The organism is Bacillus sp. C1, assembly GCF_054570475.1.
The window spans coordinates 1067970-1085214 of record NZ_JBTMZT010000001.1 but is presented as its reverse complement, the minus strand read 5'-3'; the positions used below and the strand labels follow the sequence as shown (position 1 = coordinate 1085214).

Genomic DNA, 17245 nt, shown 5'->3' with positions numbered 1-17245 from the left:
GCTGCACACAATCCCTGGTTTCTTAAAGTTTAAAAGTTATTTCATCAACATTTCTTTCAATAATGAATTACGATTTAGCAGCTCTTGGGGCTTTCCAAATTCCACAACCCGCCCTTTTTTCATTACAACAATCCGATCTGCCTCCATCGCATGTTTCCTATCATGTGTCGCTACAATTCTTGTTACATTTCTCCCTAAACTTTTAATCATATTCCAAACGATTTCTTGATTATTTGGATCCAGGCCCGCAGTAGGTTCGTCTAAAATAACTACGTTCGGTTTTAATACAATTGCTCGCCATAGCGCTAGACGTTTTCGTTCCCCGCCCGAAAAACTTTCACCTTCCCTTTCTAGTATAGTCTGCATTCCGTTCGGTAATTTTTTTATGATTGTTCCTGCATTCACAATCTCCATACTCTGTTTTAACTGTTCTTCCGCAACATCGCTTTGAAAGATTAAATTTTCCTTTATCGTTGCCCGAAATAACCGTGGTTCCTGCCACACACTCGTCATCTTCCCTTTTTCACCATAGTACTCCACACCTCCACTTGTTGGTTTATATAACCCTGTTAATAATTTCAATAATGTCGTTTTCCCTGCACCACTTTCCCCCACAATCGCAATCAGCTCTCCAGGATTAATTTGTAACTGTACATTTATTAACAAATTTTTAAAAGAAGCATTTATTACCTCAATACCCGTCCCCCTTTCTTCAGCCACCGTTTCAATAGGCCTATCTAAAAAACGCCATACTCTATTGGCAGAAGCAACTGAAACTTGTGTCATCATTAATAGATCGCTCGCATAACGAACAGGAAAAAACAACATCTCAATTGTGGCTAATATGGCAACCAGTGATCCAACTTCCATTTCCCCTTTTATTACTTTCTGTGCTCCTACAATAAGAACAATCATATATGCCCCTGTTTCTATCGCTGTTCCCATCACTCCTATGAATCTTTGCATCATAATCTTTTTCACTTCTGATTTATAAGAATGTGATGTTACCTCTTCAAATTGCTTTACTGCCCATTTTTCCCCTCTTAAACTACGTAAATCTTGGATACCTTTTACGAATCTTGATATTGTTTCTACAACACTTGAATGACTCATTTGAGCTATACTAGCCATCTTTCTTACTTTTTTCACCATAAACATCGGGATAGTCGCACTCGCAATCAAAAATGGAATAGTCAACCATACAAACTGTATATCAATGTGTTGAAACGCTATTAACGCTCCAATAAATTGAGCTATCGCATGAATGCACTCTATTAACACCGATTCGTATAGCCTTGCCCAGTTCGGGATATCAGAAACAACTAACGTTTCTAGCTCTCCTTGTTTTACCTTCTCACTTTCCGCAAATGGTAACGATAAAAAATGATATAACAATGCTATGTGTTGTTTTCGTAATATACGTTGACTCCCCTTGGAACATACATAATCAAACAATAACGAATTCCCCCATGTAATCAGTCTACTTCCTACAAATAAAGCAATGTATATATACACTTCTTCTATATGTTTTTGCATAAGTCGATCTATAATGAGTCCCATTAACAATGGCCTAGATACATTCATAGCAGCTGCTAACATCCCACTACATATTGAAACAATAAGTAACAGTTTCTCTTGTAACAGCGGAACGAAAAGTCGTTTATATTCTTTCATTGTGAGACCTCCTATTGTTATATAAGAAAAGGAAAGGGATGAAGCCATATGACTTCATCCCTTTCCTTTCTTTTCACATAAAACAAGGAAGCTAACATTAGTTAGCCCCCTCATTTAAATTGGAAATATTCAACTTTTCTTTATTGCTACATATAATTAGTTTGACACCTTAGACTCTTCAATTTTCTCACGGAGAACCATTTGCAGGATACCACCGTGACGATAGTAGTCAATTTCAACTTCACTATCAAAACGTGCTACTACTTCAAATTGTTTTTCATTTCCTTCTGGAGTGATTGCAACTACTTTTACAAGGTCACGTGGTTTAACTGTTTTATCAATTTGAATTTCAAATGATTCGTTACCAACAAGACCTAATGTTTCTGCGCTTTCGCCATCTTTAAATTGTAGTGGTAATACGCCCATTAATACAAGATTACTACGGTGAATACGCTCGAAGCTTTCTGCGATAACTGCTTTAATGCCTAAAAGGTTTGTACCTTTCGCAGCCCAGTCACGAGAGCTTCCCATACCGTAATCTTTACCAGCAACGACAAGAAGTCCTGTACCGTCTTCTTTATATTTCATTGCAGCATCATAGATAGATGTTACTTCACCAGTTGGCCAGTAAGTTGTATATCCACCTTCTGTTCCTGGTGCGATTTGGTTTTTAATACGAATGTTTGCGAATGTACCACGCATCATAACTTCATGATTACCACGACGAGAACCATAAGAGTTAAAGTCAACTGGCTGTACGCCATTTTCTAATAAATAACGGCCCGCTGGCGTATGTTTACCAATTGAACCTGCTGGCGAAATATGGTCTGTTGTTACAGAGTCTCCAAATTTACCAACTACACGTAAACCTGAAAGTGTTTCCACTTCACCTGGTTCTTTTGATAAACCTTCAAAGAACGGTGGATTTTGAATGTACGTTGAGTCATTATCCCAAGTATACAACGCTTCATTTGAAGTTTGGATTTCATTCCAGCGTTCATTGCTGTTAAATACTTGTGCATATTCTTTTTTGAACAGTTCAGATGTTACAACGCTTTGAACCACTTCTTCAATTTCTTTCGCTGATGGCCAAATGTCGTTAAAGTAAACCGGATTATCGTTTGTATCTGTACCGATTACATCATTTTTCAGGTCGATATCAACTGTACCTGCAAGCGCATATGCAACAACAAGTGGCGGTGATGCTAAGTAGTTCGCTTTTACAAGCGGGTGAATACGCCCTTCAAAGTTACGGTTACCAGATAAAACAGATGTTACTAATAAGTCATTTGCCGCAATTGCTTCTTCTAACTCTAATGCCAATGGACCAGAGTTCCCGATACAAGTTGTACAGCCGTAACCAACTGTTTGGAATCCTAATTGATCTAAATATGTTGTTAAGCCTGATTTATCTAGGTATTCTGTAACAACTTTAGATCCTGGAGCTAATGATGTTTTTACATAACCAGGCACTTTGAGACCTTTTTCAATTGCTTTTTTCGCAACTAAACCTGCACCAATTAATACATATGGATTAGATGTATTTGTACAGCTCGTAATCGCAGCGATCGCAATTGCACCTGTTTTCATCGTTACTTCTTGATCTTTTAATACAACTTTCACTTCTTTATCAAATTCTTGTTCGTTGAATCCAAGCCCTTGTGTTCCAACTGGTGCCACAACTGCTTTATGGAACTCATCTTTCATATTTGAAAGTGGAATTAAATCTTGTGGACGTTTTGGTCCTGAAAGGTTAGATTCAATTGTATTTAAATCAATTTCAACAAGATCTGTATAGATTGGATCTTTGCTATCTGCTGCATAGAATAAACCGTTTGCCTTACAGTATTCTTCAACAACGCGAATTTGTTCTTCGTCTCTTCCTGTTAAACGTAAGTAGTCTAATGAAATTTCATCAATTGGGAAGAATCCACAAGTTGCCCCGTATTCTGGTGCCATATTTGAAATTGTTGCACGATCAGCTAGTGGCATACTCTTTAACCCGTTACCGAAGAATTCAACAAATTTACCAACTACACCTTTTTGACGTAACACTTGCGTTACTTTTAAAGCGACGTCTGTTGCTGTTGTACCACTTGGAAGTGTACCAGTTAATTTAACACCAATAACTTCTGGTACCGGGAAGTATGATGGTTGTCCAAGCATTCCCGCTTCCGCCTCAATACCACCAACGCCCCATCCAAGAACGCCAATACCGTTAATCATTGTAGTATGAGAGTCTGTTCCAACTAATGAGTCTGGGTATGCCATTAATTCGCCTTCAGTATTTTTCACCGCATGAACAACTGGTGCTAAATACTCAAGGTTTACTTGGTGTACAATACCTGTTGCTGGCGGAACTGCACGATAATTATCAAATGATTTTTGTGCCCAGCTTAAAAATTTATAACGTTCTTCATTACGTTTAAACTCTAAGTCCATGTTGAATTCAAGCGCGTCTGCTGTACCCGCTCTATCAACCTGTACAGAGTGATCGATTACAAGGTCTACAGTAATTTCCGGATTAATTTTATCAGGGTCCCCGCCCATATCCGCCATTGCTTTTCGAAGTGAAGCCAAATCAACAACAGCTGGAACACCTGTGAAATCTTGTAAAATTACGCGAGATGGTTTAAATGGAACATCGATATCTCGAACATCTTTTGTTCCCCACTTTGCTAAATTTGTAACATGCTCTTCTGTAATTACACGTCCATCAACTTGACGAAGTACAGATTCAAGTAAAACTTTAATTGAATATGGTAATTGTGATACGTTGCCAACCCCTGCATTTTCAAGCGCTTTCAATTGATAATAATGATACGTTTTTCCATCTACTTCAAATGTTTCACGAGATTGAAATGGATTATGTTTGACCATTATGTTTCCCCCCTGTTAAACGTAACTGAGTTGTCTGAATATAAAATGTAGACAAACTTTTCAATACCTTACGATAATATCTTATTACAACTTTCTAAATAAGTAAATAATAAGAAACTTATAGTTTATCATAAGTTTTCTTTATCTCTGGAATTTTGAATAACCTTCGTTCTCCTTATGAATACTATTACCATAAAGTAAAGCTGTCCTTTGAGGCTTTTCTTTTCTGTTCCTACATGTAGGGAACGATGCATTATTTGTTTTATAAAAAATATTATAGAGGTGAAAATAAATGGGCAAACGTAAAGCAAATCATGTGATTCCAGGAATGAATGCTGCATCAGCACAAGGGCAAGGTACTGGTTATAATGAGGAGTTTGCAAACGAACCACTGACACCCGCGCAGCGTCAAAACAATAAAAAACGCAAAAAGAATCAGTAATGAAAAGTCCCAAAAGATATACCTTTTGGGACTTTTAGTGTTTATAACGCAACAGTTCAGAAACTTTCACAAATCGATATCCTTGCTTTTGAAGCGCCGGCAAAATTTTTTCTAGCGCGGCGACCGTTTGACTCCGATCACTTCCACCGTCATGCAATAATACTATATCTCCACTCTTTGCGTTTGTTACGACATGTTTCACAATAGATTCAGTACCTGGATTTGCCCAATCTTTCGGATCCTGATGCCATGACCATAATACAATTTGATACCCTGCTTCTTTTGCTGTCGAAAATACCGCATCATTAATATATCCACCTGGTGGACGAAAAAGTAGCGGCTCCTTCACCCATTTTTGCAAATATTGTTTCCCCACTAAAATATCATCTTTTAATTTTTCAGCAGATGCACTACTTGCATATAAATGATCCATCGTATGATTTCCAATTTCATGACCTTCCTTCAGCACCTGCTTAACTAAATACGGATTCCGCTGAATTCGAAAACCAATCATAAAAAAAGTTGCCTCAGCTTTATATTGACGTAATAACTTCAATATTTGTGGAGTATATGTGGGATCAGGGCCATCATCAAACGTAATTGCAATTATTTTCTCGTCATTTGGCACTTCCCATGTTACATAACCCGTAGGCTCTAATTCTTTTCTCATCAACATTTTTGCTTCCGCTTTGTCCACTCGGAATATATGTACCACACAAATAAAACAAATAATTATGACAGAAATTTTTCTTGTCAGCATATTGACTCCAGAATAGAACAGGTTGTTGAAATCATACAACAACCTGTTCAGCCATCTAATTGATCCACATCTCGCATAATGTTTTGTAAATTACTTTCATACTGCTCCAGTTGTGGACGTTGCGTTTCAGATGCTACTTCAAGTGCATTTTGAATTTGTTCATATGCCTCTTGAACTTCTTGCCGTAAATGTTTTAAATCATGACCATAATTCGGATCATTTTTCACAATATTGTTGTATAAATTTTCAGCTTGTACGACTCCTTGTTGTGCTGCTTGAAAAGCCTGCTGCTTATCTTTATGGTACGGCATATGCTTTCCCCTTTCTGTAGTTAGTCTCATTTATCTTTACCCTTTTTTACAAAAACATTCTCGTATAAATTTACAAAGTTCTCTCATTCTAAATATGAAAGGGAGGTGCCACGCAACATGGAAAAAAATAATAGTAAGTCTATTCGTCAAAATACAAAAAAAGGACAGCCTTCTGGGCAACCTGAACCTTTAAGTGGCTCGCATAAAGTAAAAAATCGTAATCATTCTAGACAAAAAAATCACGCACACCATGATATGTAAGAAAAAGGCAATGCACATGCATTGCCCTTTTCACATAAGTTAATTACAATATTTCTATCACCCTATTTTCTCGTTAATTCTTCACCTCTAATTTCTTAATGCATATCATACATAGTATGAATTGAGATTTTACGGAGGGTGTCTTACATGGACAAGAAAAAGAAAAATTGTCTTTTTCGTGTTGACGGTTTTGAAGAATGGATGGACCAATTTTGTTCTGATTCCTACGACAACTTCAGCTTTTCTAATCACATCCATATTGATCTTTGTGAAACAGAAGCAGAATACATTTTAGAAACAGATGTCCTTACTGTTTCAGAACAAAATGTTCTTATAAATAAGATAGAGACAGGCCTAACAATTCATGTATTTCATAACAATCCACCCTTACAACGAACAATTTCTTTACCTACTAACATCATCTACAAAAAGATGCTAGCCTGTTTAGAAAATGGTTTTCTTGCTATACACATTTCAAAAACTGAAGTTGCCAATCAACATGAGAAACAAGTATTTTTTTCAAATTAAAAGCGTATACAAAAACAAGGGTAAGGAAGTTACTCGCTAACTTTTCTTACCCTTTTCTTTAATCTTATATCGGGAAATCCCCATCAGTAAAAGCTCTACTGTCCTTTCATGCTGTATAATAACATTACTTTTTTAATAAAGACTGATTATCAACTACTATTTCACTCCAACTTCTATATTACAATTTCTAGTGCCATTTCTTTTAGATAATAAACTCCTTGTCCATAAAAAAATGGGAAAAGAAACAACTGAAAAGATAGCTAATATTAAAAATACAGCAAAACCATTTTGATATCCGTAATAATCTAATAATATTCCTCCAACCCAAGGACCTATTACACCACCAATTCCAGAAAACCCCATTGCTCCAAAATAGGTTCCTTTTAGGTTTGGAGCTGAAATATCATCAATAAATACATCTGTCATTGAAAACATCAATACTTCTCCTACTGTGAAAATAATCGTATAAAGAACAATGCTACTTATTGATTCTCCCGTTCCAAAACCAATCAATCCCGCACTAACAAATAGTGTGCCAATCATAATTGATACAAGTGGTGTATACTTCTTACAAATTTGAATAATAGGGTATTGTATAATCACTACTGTAATCGCGTTTAATGTTAGCATATATGAAAATAGTGTTACACCATCTTTAAATACATCAGAGTTCGCAAAATATTGAGAGACTGTTGTTGTAAAATGGGAAAATCCACTGTTACTCAAAATAATTCCAACTAATGCAACCAAGAAAACAATATCTTTTCTTAAAATACGAATTGCGTTCATCATCGTCACAGGCTCTATTATATCCATTGTTTTTTCATCCAATTGATATTTTTTAAATTGCATTGCCAATATTACCGTATATACAACATATACTCCAGCCGCTATTAAAAAGGGGAGTGTTGATTTTGCACTTCCAATTTGTAGCCCTACAAGCGGTCCTATTGCCACACCGATATTTATGGCACCATATCGTAAATTATATGCAAGTAAGCGATACTCCGGCTTCGTTAAATCAGATAATAACGCTCTTGACGTCGGTTCAAAGAAAGAACGACATAGGCCATTTAATGCGTTTAATAAAAAGAACGTTAAAACATGGTCTGCAAACGAAAATCCGATAAATACAAAAATCCAAACAATAATGGACCATATCATAATTGTTTTACGACCAAATCGATCTGATAAATTCCCACCAATAAAACTAGCAAATACTCCAACTAATGCACTCGTTCCAATAATGGCACCTGTCATTGCAGCTGATATATCTTTTACAGTTGTCAAATAAATTGCTAGAAAAGGAATGCTCATTGAAGTGGCAAACCTAGCAAATAAAGTTCCTACAATAATACTCATCCCAAGCGGATGGACGTGTTGTAACTTTCCTCTCATCCTAAACCCTACTCTCCCTAATACATATACAATAGAAAAAGAAAGCAAACTACAGCTTTCTTTTTCCTGTGTCTATAGTAAATATGATTATACCCTGGCCGTCCTAGATAACTCCATGTCAATACCATATGTGAACTGTAACTCTTTGCAAACGTCCTTGATTAGAATATTCACATCATACTTTTCATTAAATGCAAGAACCGCACTTTCTACTTCCTCATACGTATATTTGTATTCACCAGTAATGACACTTTTTAAATCAAAGCATTCATTGATACAAAGCTGAACGAGAAGCTGATCATACATAGCGGACACATCTTCTTTTTTCCATAATAACTCTTTCACATATAACCGATCGAATGTGACACCTTCTCGATTACACTCTGTTAAAGCCCGAGTCATTCCATGTAATTCTCGATATAGTTCAGAAATATTTGTATTGAGACGAATCAATTTGTCTACACCATTTTCATACAGCATTTCATCCACCTCCGTATATTCCCTTTTTCTTATTATAGCAAGAAAATTATAAAAAAGAGATTTTTTCTTCTGAAATATTAGGAAACTCCTTTAGATTGTTTTACACTGAAACTAGTGAGATAGAAAGGAATACCATTTAAAAAAATGCCCTTCCTACTATTGAAGGAAAAGGTGACGGTAATATAAAAAGCGCTCGTGGGGGCGGAAAAGGAGTTATTACAGGTGAAGAGTTTTCAGCTCATCTTATTCATGTATCAAACTATTTAAACGAAACGCTAAAGGATAGCTCAACACTATCCTTTAGCGTTTCGTTACTTACAGACCAATATTTACACATTATTTTTCGCTACCTTTATGCAACTGCTCTAGCTCTTTTCGTAACGCTTGTTTTAAAAATTTCCCGACCGATGTTTTTGGAATCTCCTCCATAAACACAATATCGTCCGGTAACCACCATTTCGCAAACTGTGGTCGTAAAAATTCATATAATTCTTCTTTCGTTACAGAACTACTTTGTTTTTGTACAACACATGCAACAGGCCGCTCCTGCCACTCTGGATGCGGAACTGCAACGACAGCTGCTTCAAATATCGCCTCATGTGCCATTAAAGCATTTTCTAAATCTACAGACGAAATCCATTCACCACCGCTTTTAATGACATCTTTTGTTCGATCGACAATTTTAACACAGCCTTCCTCATCAACAGTAACGACATCACCTGTATATAACCATCCATCCCGGAATCCTTCTATAGTACGCTCATCGTTATAGTAGCTTGCTGCTATCCATGGTGCTCGTAAACATAGTTCCCCCATCTCAGTTCCATCCCACTTTACTTCTCCGTTCACCCCAACTACTTTCATCTCAACACCTGGCACAAGGTAACCTTGTTTCGACCTGATTTCAAGTTGGTCTTCATAGGATAAATCTTGCTCATAACTTTTTAATCGTGCAAGTGTCACAAGTGGACTCGTTTCCGTCATCCCGTATGCATGGACAAATGGAACATTATACTTTCGTTCAAATGCCGCTATCACACTTTTTGGCGCTGCCGCACCTCCGCATAAAATTCGTTTCATACTTGATAAATCATAATTATTATTTTCTAATTCCTGCAGAACACCAAGCCAAATGGTTGGTACACCAGCAGCTAATGTCACCTTTTCATCCTGGATCATTTCAAGTAAAATTTTCGGCGTAAACATTGGCCCTGGAAGAACTTGTTTTGATCCAAACCACGTAGCCGCAAAAGGTAACCCCCAAGCATTTACATGGAACATTGGAACAATTGCCATCGCAGCATCGCTTTCAGATAATGCAGCTGTGTCAGCCAAACCAAGTGCCATACAATGAAGCACCGTACTACGGTGCGTATACACAACACCTTTTGGATTACCTGTTGTCGCCGACGTATAACACATACCTGCCGGTGTATTTTCATCAATATCTTTTAAAAACGGGAAATAAGGATCGCCTTCTGCAAGAAGTTGTTCATAGTGATAAACAGGCTCTAATGAAGTTTCTGGAAGTTCTTTTTTGTCAGTCATGATGATATATGCTTGTACAGCCGATAACTCATCTTGAATTTTTTCAACAAGAGTTACAAGATCTTCATCAATAAGTAAAATACGATCTTCTGCATGTTTGATAATATAGGAAATATGCTGAGGAGATAAGCGAATATTAATAGTATGTAATACAGATCCAATGCTTGGAATTGCAAAATATGCTTCCGCATGACGATGATGATTCCACGCTAAAGTTCCAACTCGTTCTCCCTCTTTTATCCCTAATTTCTTTAGTGCGCTAGAGAGTCTCCTCGTTCGTTCTCCTAATTGCTTATATGTTAAAGTTGTTATTGTATCATGTGTACGTGAGACAATTTCTTTTTTGGGAAATAGCTTTTCTGCCCTCTCCATCATAGAACTAATTGTTAACGGTACATTCATCATCATATTTGTCCCAACCCCCCAATTAAAAGCGCTTTCATTTTTAAGTATTATATCAAATTTTCGTTTTGAAATGTTTTATTTTCTATATTTTCCGAATTATTTCTTTGGAAATAATTCAGCTACTCTCATAAAAGAAAAGAGAGTAGCTATTTCATAAACTTCCCCTCTTTATCTTTTCATAATATGTATTAAAGACGCACTATCAATCGATTCGTATAAAGACTTGAATATATGTTTTCCTTTTATCATAGTGGTTTCTTTTTAAATTTTTGATAATTTCGCACCTTCATTACAAGCACACTTCCACAATCCGTACAAATATACGCATCAACTGGAGAAGAAGTAAACATCGTCTCTTTCTTTCTTATTTGCGCATATCCAATAAACTCACCTTCTCCAATATTAGTAGAACCACAATATGAACATGTATGTACCTCTTTCTTACGCATGAGAGCACCACCTTTATTCTGTTTCTACTCCCTTCGACAGTAATCTTCCATTTTCCTTTCATAAAAAAACTACTTCTCCTAAATTTAAAAAGGGAAAATAATCTTAGAATCATATTCATACATTGTAAATATATATGCTATCCTTTTTTTGGATGATAAAATATTGAGTGCTACTCTTACAAAATTAATTTGGACGCATGAAAACGTTCAAAAAAAGATAGTATGGATATTCAACCCTTACTATCTTTTTTTGAGCGTTATGTGCCTTTATTATTTAAGCCGCTTTTTACTTACCATCCTGTTTTTCTAGTACATATAAATCCTCTTCTATATTCGATAATTTATCTGTAATTAATTTTCTTGCCTCCCTAATTGCTTCGTTATATGCATACGGTCCAATTAATTTTATCATTTCTTCTATTAAACGCTCTGCTTGAAAACGCCCAATTGTGTCTAAATCTTCTTCTTCAAAAAACTGCTTAATTTGTTCCACAAGCTCGTCTTTCTTTTCATTTGGTATTTTTATATTCATCATCAATCATCTTCTCCTCTATTTTTGAGATAATGTGTTTCTTAACTCTATCATAGAAAAACGTGTTCCGGGACAAGTTTTTGTGACACCTTCTAACTCGCGATGCCCGAGTACATCCCCTTCACATATAGAAAATTGTTCCATATATTTTCTACATAATGAATGTACGGAATTCATTTGTGCCAAAGTTGGATCATATTCATCAAAATTACCCGTTATACAAATCCCTATCGTTTCGCTATTATAGCCTTTTGCATGAGCTCCAACATATAGTCCCCTACCTTCAAACACCGTCCCATCTTCTTCAATAAAATAATTATACCCAATGCCGCTCCACCCTCTTACTTTTTGATGGAATTCATGTGTTTGATACACATCCCATCCATCTTCAGCTGTGTGATGAATGATAAGTTTTGTTACTTTTTGTAAAGGCTGCAATTCATCTTGAAACTGCAGCTTCGCTTGTTTAATTTCCATTCTGATTCCTCCTTCTAGAACTCAATCATGAGTACTGTTTTATCATCCGGTCGAATCCGCTCTTCCCCTTCTAATTCTTCTATTATAGAAACGTATTCCGCAATACTATGCCTTCTTACATATTGCACTGTTTGCTCAAGTGACCAATCTGGATGAAATAATCCATCCGAACAAATAAATATGCTTTTCACTTTGGCAATTGGTAATTCTCCTTGCTGAATCCAAGTACTTGCTTCTGGCATCCCATTTGCTACTGAATACCCATTTGGCATATTGGCAAGATAACGATTATATTTTAGTTGTCGCTTAACGTCATTACATATATGTTCTTCTAATACAAAAAGTCCTTTTTTTCTATCTTCCTCACGCTTTCTTTTCGCCCTTGCACTAATTCCTTTTACAGTATCCTTTGTTAACACTGCCGTAGTTCCATCATGAAATGTAGCAACAATCATACAATCCCCAAGCTGCGCATATTGAATGCTTCTACCCTTTATACAAACTACAGCAATACATGTACACCATACATGATCTTTCTTTGTCGTATCCACCTTATAATTGATCATTTTTTCTTGCAACGCTTCATTTGCATTAACAATTTCCTCTCGTAAACTTGTTACTTCTTTTAACGATGTAAAATGGCTTGCAAATAAATGAGAAGCAAGGTATGCTCCGTTATGTCCCTCCTCATCTTGAAATGGTATAAGCGGTGTTGCGCCATCACACACACCATAAACCATCGCGTCTTTATTACAAAAAAATGCATCCTCGCACTCTTGTTTCAAAGGACTTTTCTGTTGATACGTTTTCATCTCCATACTTCCACACCTCTTTCATCCATCTCGGCAATAATTCGATTTTTTAAATTAGTCTAATTTCCCAAAATAAACTGTTTTTACCTAAAACTTTTAATTTCATATATAATCTTGAAATAATATGATTTTTTAGTGAAGGACGGGAACAAGATGGTCAGATTTTTTGGAGTTATTATTGGTTCTATCATTATTGCAGTTGCCTTTAATCTTTTCCTTATCCCCCATAAGATTTTAAGTAGTGGAATTGGCGGAATTGCTATTATTTTAGGAATTGTAACTCCTGTAAATACAGGAATTATTAACTTCGCATTAAACTTGCCTATTCTTATTTTAGGGTACATAGGTCTTGGAAAAAAAGTGATTTTTAATACAGTTGTCTCTGTTGTGGTATTATCTGTTGCACTATACTGGATTCCAGTACAAATCGTCGCAAAAGATCCACTTTTATCTTCTGTATTTGGAGGCGTAATTGCCGGTGCGGGTATTGGTCTTGTCTTCAATTGTCATGGCTCAACTGGTGGTTTTGATATTATTGGCATGCTATTATCTCGTAAAAGAGATATTAAACTCGGTGGTTTTCTTATCCTTTTAAATACAATCGTTGTTATCATTGCTGGTTTCTTCTTTGACTGGGATGTAGCATTAACGAGCTTACTTTCAATCTATGTAACAGGTAAAGTAATTGATGCTATTCATACGAAGCATCGCAAAGTTACACTTATGATTGTAACAAACCAAGCTGAGGAAATGAAAAAGAAACTTCTTTCAACCGTTGTGCGAGGAATTACACTTCTTGATGGTGAAGGAGCTTATTCAAGTGAGAAAAAGCGTATTCTTATGACTGTTGTTTCACGTGAAGAGCTTGCTAATATGAAGCTAACCATTTCTGAAATTGATCCGCAAGCATTCGTAAATATTACGGAGACTGTTGAAGTATTAGGGCTATTTAGAAAGGCTTAAAAACGAGTTGTGTTCTGTAAAATTACAAATAAGTAAATGACTATAATTGTTTAAACCATAACCTCTAATTAAAACGCGACAAATTATATAAATATTTATACACCACTAAATTTTAGTGGTGTATTTTTTATTTTTATTAGACTTCTAAAGGAATATTAACAGCAAGCGCTTTTTTCACTTCATAAAAATAAAATGAAGTGAAAATCAACAGAAGAGCCTCTTTTTTACTTGAAAGGATAAAAAGGGATATACATTCTCGCTCTACTGTCGGAGTTCAAGAAAATAAGGACATTGCAGGCAGGCTCTATTTTTTTTGACGTACGTATGCTGTATGGAATTAAAAACTGAAAGGAAGATGAATATGTCTCAAGCGAATATCCCTAATATAACTCCGACGATATCAATTACTGCAGGACAATCAATTTCTTTAATTGTGGCTTCTATTGCCCTTGAAGAATTAGCATTAGCTCATATTATTAATAGTGAAGCAGAAAAAATTCAATTTTTATTAGGAACATTAGATACTGGTGTTACTCCTCCACCAGTGACGTTGTCAAGTTTGTTAACCTTAAATAATAGTGTGAAACAAACATTGCAAACCGTTGTTAAGCAAGAAATGCTTTTACAATTCAAATTGGAAAATGTATTAGATGTTATTAGTCTACTACCTATAGATTCAGTATCTGTGGTTGAAAATGAAGCATCCGTATCTGAAATTGAACAAGAAGCACCAGTATCTGTGGTTGAACAAGAAGCACCGGTATCTGAGGTTGAACAAGAAGCACCGGTATCTGAAGTTGAACATGAAGAGTGAGACAAGAAACAACAGTAACATATAATCCATTGAAACAATACATCTCTCTCCTTAGGTACTATAGAAACAATCTACTACTTTTTTCATAGTCTAAAAAACATTTTTACTACAACCCTATATTATTTTGTTGTAGTAAACGAAGTTATCTGTAGCACTAAAAAAGGTAGATAAAACTTGTTATATGAGATTTATCTACCCTTCTCTCTTCACCAATATAATGAAAACTAAAGTATACAATTACTTTCAATATATAGAACTCCACCTAATTCCTTATTTCCCTCCCACAAATTCCAATCTGTTTCCAAATGGATCGGAAACATAAAATCTAATTATATCTGCTCGAGCATGATCATCTATAACTTGAATCCCTTGCTCAATTAATTTTTTCTTAAATTTATCAATGCTATGAACATAAAAAGCTGGATGTGCTTTTTTAGCCGGAGAAAAATTTTGTTCCCCTCCTATATGAATCTCTTGGCCCCCACAACGGAACCAACAGCCCCCGCGTTTTTTTAATTCGGTTGGTTTTTGAATTTCTTTAAGGCCCATTTTCTTTCCATAAAACTCCCTTGCCTCTTCTTCACACCCTGCTGGAGCAGCAACTTGCACATGATCAATTCCTTGAATATAACTTTCCATATCCCTCTCCCCCTTATATTTTTATTTTATAGTATGTCGCTTAAAAAATAACTTATATAAGTTTTATAAAACTCCATAAGATCTGCTTAATACTCTTGTGTATACAATGTGAATGCCCCCCTCCTTAACACTCTTACGAGTCGTTTGAAGAAGGCGACTTCTGTTAGGGTACTGTTAAACAGAACAAAAAAGCACTCTATTCTGTAAATTTGTTTTCTATAGAAATATATATTGTTTTTCATATATTATATGTATAATAAGTTATTGAATTTGTTTTATATGCTAGTTGCACGGAGGAAAAGTTATGAATCGAAAAAAGTTCTCATCCATTCAAAAAAAACGCCGGTCAGTCATATCCCACCGTTTACAAAACCATATACAAAATTATTCGTTAACAGAAATGTATGCTTCTCTTTTTGAACATAATCCTGATAGTATTATTTCATTAAATTTACAAGGAATCATATTACATATTAATCCTTCTGCCGAAAAAATATTAGGCTATACTTCACAGGAATTAGAAGGAAAAACAGTTACTTCAATTATAGAAGCACATATTTCTGATCAAGTACTGCGGTATATAAAAAATACTACAGCCGATAATCAAGAGGAATACAGACTCTCTATCCAACATAAAGAGGGATATCCAATAGATGTAGTTACAAAATTAGTTCCTATTTTTGTTCAAAATCGCTTAACAGGTGTATATGCAATTATGAAACCTCTTGAAAAATCTGAAAGAATCGAAAAAATGTTAAAAGAGAGCGAAAAACGATTGCGTACATTAATGAACTCAATGCCTGCCTTTGTTATCTTTAAAGATCATGAAGGCCGCTGGCTTGAAGCAAACGATTATGCACTTTCTTGCTTTGACTTTCACGATGTTCCTTATCATGGAAAAAAAGACAGTGAGCTTGTTCAATATAATGAAGCATATCGTGAAGCATTTTTACATTGCGAAGAAGTGGATGAATGTGCATGGCAAAAAAAACAAATTATTCATGGCGAAGAATTTATTATTCATAAGAGTACATCTAATATAATTTTAGATCTTTCAAAAGTTCCACTCTTTCATCCTGACGGTTCACGCAAAGGACTCATTGTGATGGGCCGAGACGTTACGGAATTAAAAGAAACAGAAAAATTACTTCGGAAATCCGAAAAATTAGCAGTAGTTGGACAATTAACAGCAGGAATTGCTCATGAAATCCGAAACCCATTAACAGCCTTAAAAGGATTTCTAACATTATTGCAACCTGATATTAGCGAAAAAAACAGATGGTATATAGATGTAATGTTAAGTGAAATTTCCCAAATGGAATCTATCACAAGTCAATTTATGGCAATGTCTAAGCCGCAAGTGTTATCGATTCATTCTTACCAAATTCAATCATTAATTGAAGAAGTTGTAACTTTTATTCTACCTACAGCTATCATGCATGGTACCCATATCATTATGGATAACTGTTCTACTATGCCAGAAATTAAATGTGACGGTAATCAATTAAAGCAAGTCTTTATTAATGTACTTAAAAATGCAATTGAATCCATGCCTCTCGGAGGAAATATTTTCATTCAAACAAAGCAATTAGATGAAAATTTCATTTCAATCCGGATTATAGATGAGGGATGTGGTATTCCAGAAGATCGTATTTCTCGTTTAGGAGAACCGTTTTATAGTTTGAAAGAAAAAGGGACGGGATTAGGTTTAATGATGTGCTACAAAATAATTGAAGAGCATTACGGTAAACTTCAAATCTCAAGTGAATTGAATAAAGGAACAACTGTAGAGATTCAATTACCTATCATCCCACCACAAAATGATAAGGAGTAGCGTTTCATTGATTTCCGCTTCTTCCTATCATGCTATTC

General features: G+C 35.5%; 17 protein-coding genes and 1 pseudogene. 6 read left to right on the top strand and 12 right to left on the bottom strand.

Annotated features, from left to right (window positions below; translation table 11 throughout):
• Positions 1–36: 36 nt before the first annotated feature.
• Both ACX5JI_RS05805 and acnA read right to left on the bottom strand, forming a co-directional pair.
• A complete protein-coding gene (locus ACX5JI_RS05805; RefSeq protein WP_459500110.1) occupies positions 37–1674 on the bottom strand; it encodes an ABC transporter ATP-binding protein in 1638 nt (545 codons plus the stop codon).
• A 156-nt stretch (positions 1675–1830) separates the two neighbouring features.
• Positions 1831–4554, bottom strand: a complete 2724-nt coding sequence (gene acnA, locus ACX5JI_RS05800; RefSeq protein WP_459500109.1) for an aconitate hydratase AcnA — start codon at positions 4552–4554, stop codon at positions 1831–1833.
• 292 nt (positions 4555–4846) lie between these two features.
• On the opposite strand from acnA, the gene sspO reads away from it, so the two are divergent.
• Positions 4847–4996 carry a small acid-soluble spore protein SspO gene (gene sspO / locus ACX5JI_RS05795; RefSeq protein ID WP_006095643.1) on the top strand — a complete coding sequence of 50 codons (150 nt, stop codon included), beginning with the start codon at positions 4847–4849 and terminating at the stop codon, positions 4994–4996.
• A 34-nt stretch (positions 4997–5030) separates the two neighbouring features.
• Here the strand turns inward: sspO and ACX5JI_RS05790 are convergent, their stop codons facing one another.
• On the bottom strand, positions 5031–5756 hold the full coding sequence (locus ACX5JI_RS05790) for a polysaccharide deacetylase family protein (RefSeq protein WP_459500108.1): 726 nt from the start codon (positions 5754–5756) through the stop codon (positions 5031–5033).
• A 47-nt stretch (positions 5757–5803) separates the two neighbouring features.
• Positions 5804–6067 (bottom strand): hypothetical protein, encoded by a 264-nt coding sequence (locus ACX5JI_RS05785; RefSeq protein WP_459500107.1) that lies wholly within the window; start codon positions 6065–6067, stop codon positions 5804–5806.
• A gap of 117 nt (positions 6068–6184) precedes the next feature.
• Between ACX5JI_RS05785 and ACX5JI_RS05780 the strand changes: the two genes are divergently transcribed.
• Complete coding sequence (locus ACX5JI_RS05780; protein ID WP_000414451.1) at positions 6185–6328, top strand: small acid-soluble spore protein P; 144 nt, start codon at positions 6185–6187, stop codon at positions 6326–6328.
• Between the two features lie 147 nt (positions 6329–6475).
• Entirely contained in the window at positions 6476–6856 is a 381-nt protein-coding gene (locus ACX5JI_RS05775) for an Hsp20/alpha crystallin family protein (protein ID WP_459500106.1), read from the top strand.
• A gap of 156 nt (positions 6857–7012) precedes the next feature.
• Here ACX5JI_RS05775 and ACX5JI_RS05770 read toward each other — a convergent pair whose 3' ends face one another.
• From ACX5JI_RS05770 to ACX5JI_RS05740, 7 genes are all read right to left on the bottom strand, one after another.
• Positions 7013–8254 (bottom strand): MDR family MFS transporter, encoded by a 1242-nt coding sequence (locus ACX5JI_RS05770; RefSeq protein WP_459500105.1) that lies wholly within the window; start codon positions 8252–8254, stop codon positions 7013–7015.
• Positions 8255–8341: 87 nt separating this feature from the next.
• Positions 8342–8734, bottom strand: a complete 393-nt coding sequence (locus ACX5JI_RS05765; protein ID WP_459500104.1) for a hypothetical protein — start codon at positions 8732–8734, stop codon at positions 8342–8344.
• A 336-nt stretch (positions 8735–9070) separates the two neighbouring features.
• On the bottom strand, positions 9071–10690 hold the full coding sequence (locus ACX5JI_RS05760; protein ID WP_459500103.1) for a long-chain fatty acid--CoA ligase: 1620 nt from the start codon (positions 10688–10690) through the stop codon (positions 9071–9073).
• A gap of 242 nt (positions 10691–10932) precedes the next feature.
• Positions 10933–11136 (bottom strand): hypothetical protein, encoded by a 204-nt coding sequence (locus tag ACX5JI_RS05755; protein ID WP_459500102.1) that lies wholly within the window; start codon positions 11134–11136, stop codon positions 10933–10935.
• A gap of 286 nt (positions 11137–11422) precedes the next feature.
• Positions 11423–11671: a DUF2164 domain-containing protein gene (locus ACX5JI_RS05750; RefSeq protein WP_459500101.1), complete on the bottom strand. Its 249-nt coding sequence runs from the start codon at positions 11669–11671 to the stop codon at positions 11423–11425.
• Between the two features lie 15 nt (positions 11672–11686).
• Positions 11687–12145, bottom strand: coding sequence for a peptidoglycan recognition protein family protein (locus tag ACX5JI_RS05745; RefSeq protein WP_459500100.1), 459 nt, complete (start codon positions 12143–12145; stop codon positions 11687–11689).
• A 14-nt stretch (positions 12146–12159) separates the two neighbouring features.
• Complete coding sequence (locus ACX5JI_RS05740; RefSeq protein ID WP_459500099.1) at positions 12160–12963, bottom strand: protein phosphatase 2C domain-containing protein; 804 nt, start codon at positions 12961–12963, stop codon at positions 12160–12162.
• A 147-nt stretch (positions 12964–13110) separates the two neighbouring features.
• Between ACX5JI_RS05740 and ACX5JI_RS05735 the strand changes: the two genes are divergently transcribed.
• Together ACX5JI_RS05735 and ACX5JI_RS05730 are read left to right on the top strand one after the other, a co-directional pair.
• Positions 13111–13920: a YitT family protein gene (locus ACX5JI_RS05735; protein ID WP_459500098.1), complete on the top strand. Its 810-nt coding sequence runs from the start codon at positions 13111–13113 to the stop codon at positions 13918–13920.
• A gap of 361 nt (positions 13921–14281) precedes the next feature.
• A pseudogene (locus tag ACX5JI_RS05730) lies at positions 14282–14590 on the top strand (alpha-helical endospore appendage domain-containing protein); the annotation flags it as partial.
• 414 nt (positions 14591–15004) lie between these two features.
• Here the strand turns inward: ACX5JI_RS05730 and ACX5JI_RS05725 are convergent.
• A complete protein-coding gene (locus ACX5JI_RS05725; RefSeq protein ID WP_459500097.1) occupies positions 15005–15373 on the bottom strand; it encodes a VOC family protein in 369 nt (122 codons plus the stop codon).
• A gap of 304 nt (positions 15374–15677) precedes the next feature.
• On the opposite strand from ACX5JI_RS05725, the gene ACX5JI_RS05720 reads away from it, so the two are divergent.
• Positions 15678–17207, top strand: a complete 1530-nt coding sequence (locus ACX5JI_RS05720; RefSeq protein WP_459500096.1) for a BA3702 family sensor histidine kinase — start codon at positions 15678–15680, stop codon at positions 17205–17207.
• The last annotated feature ends 38 nt before the right edge of the window (positions 17208–17245 follow it).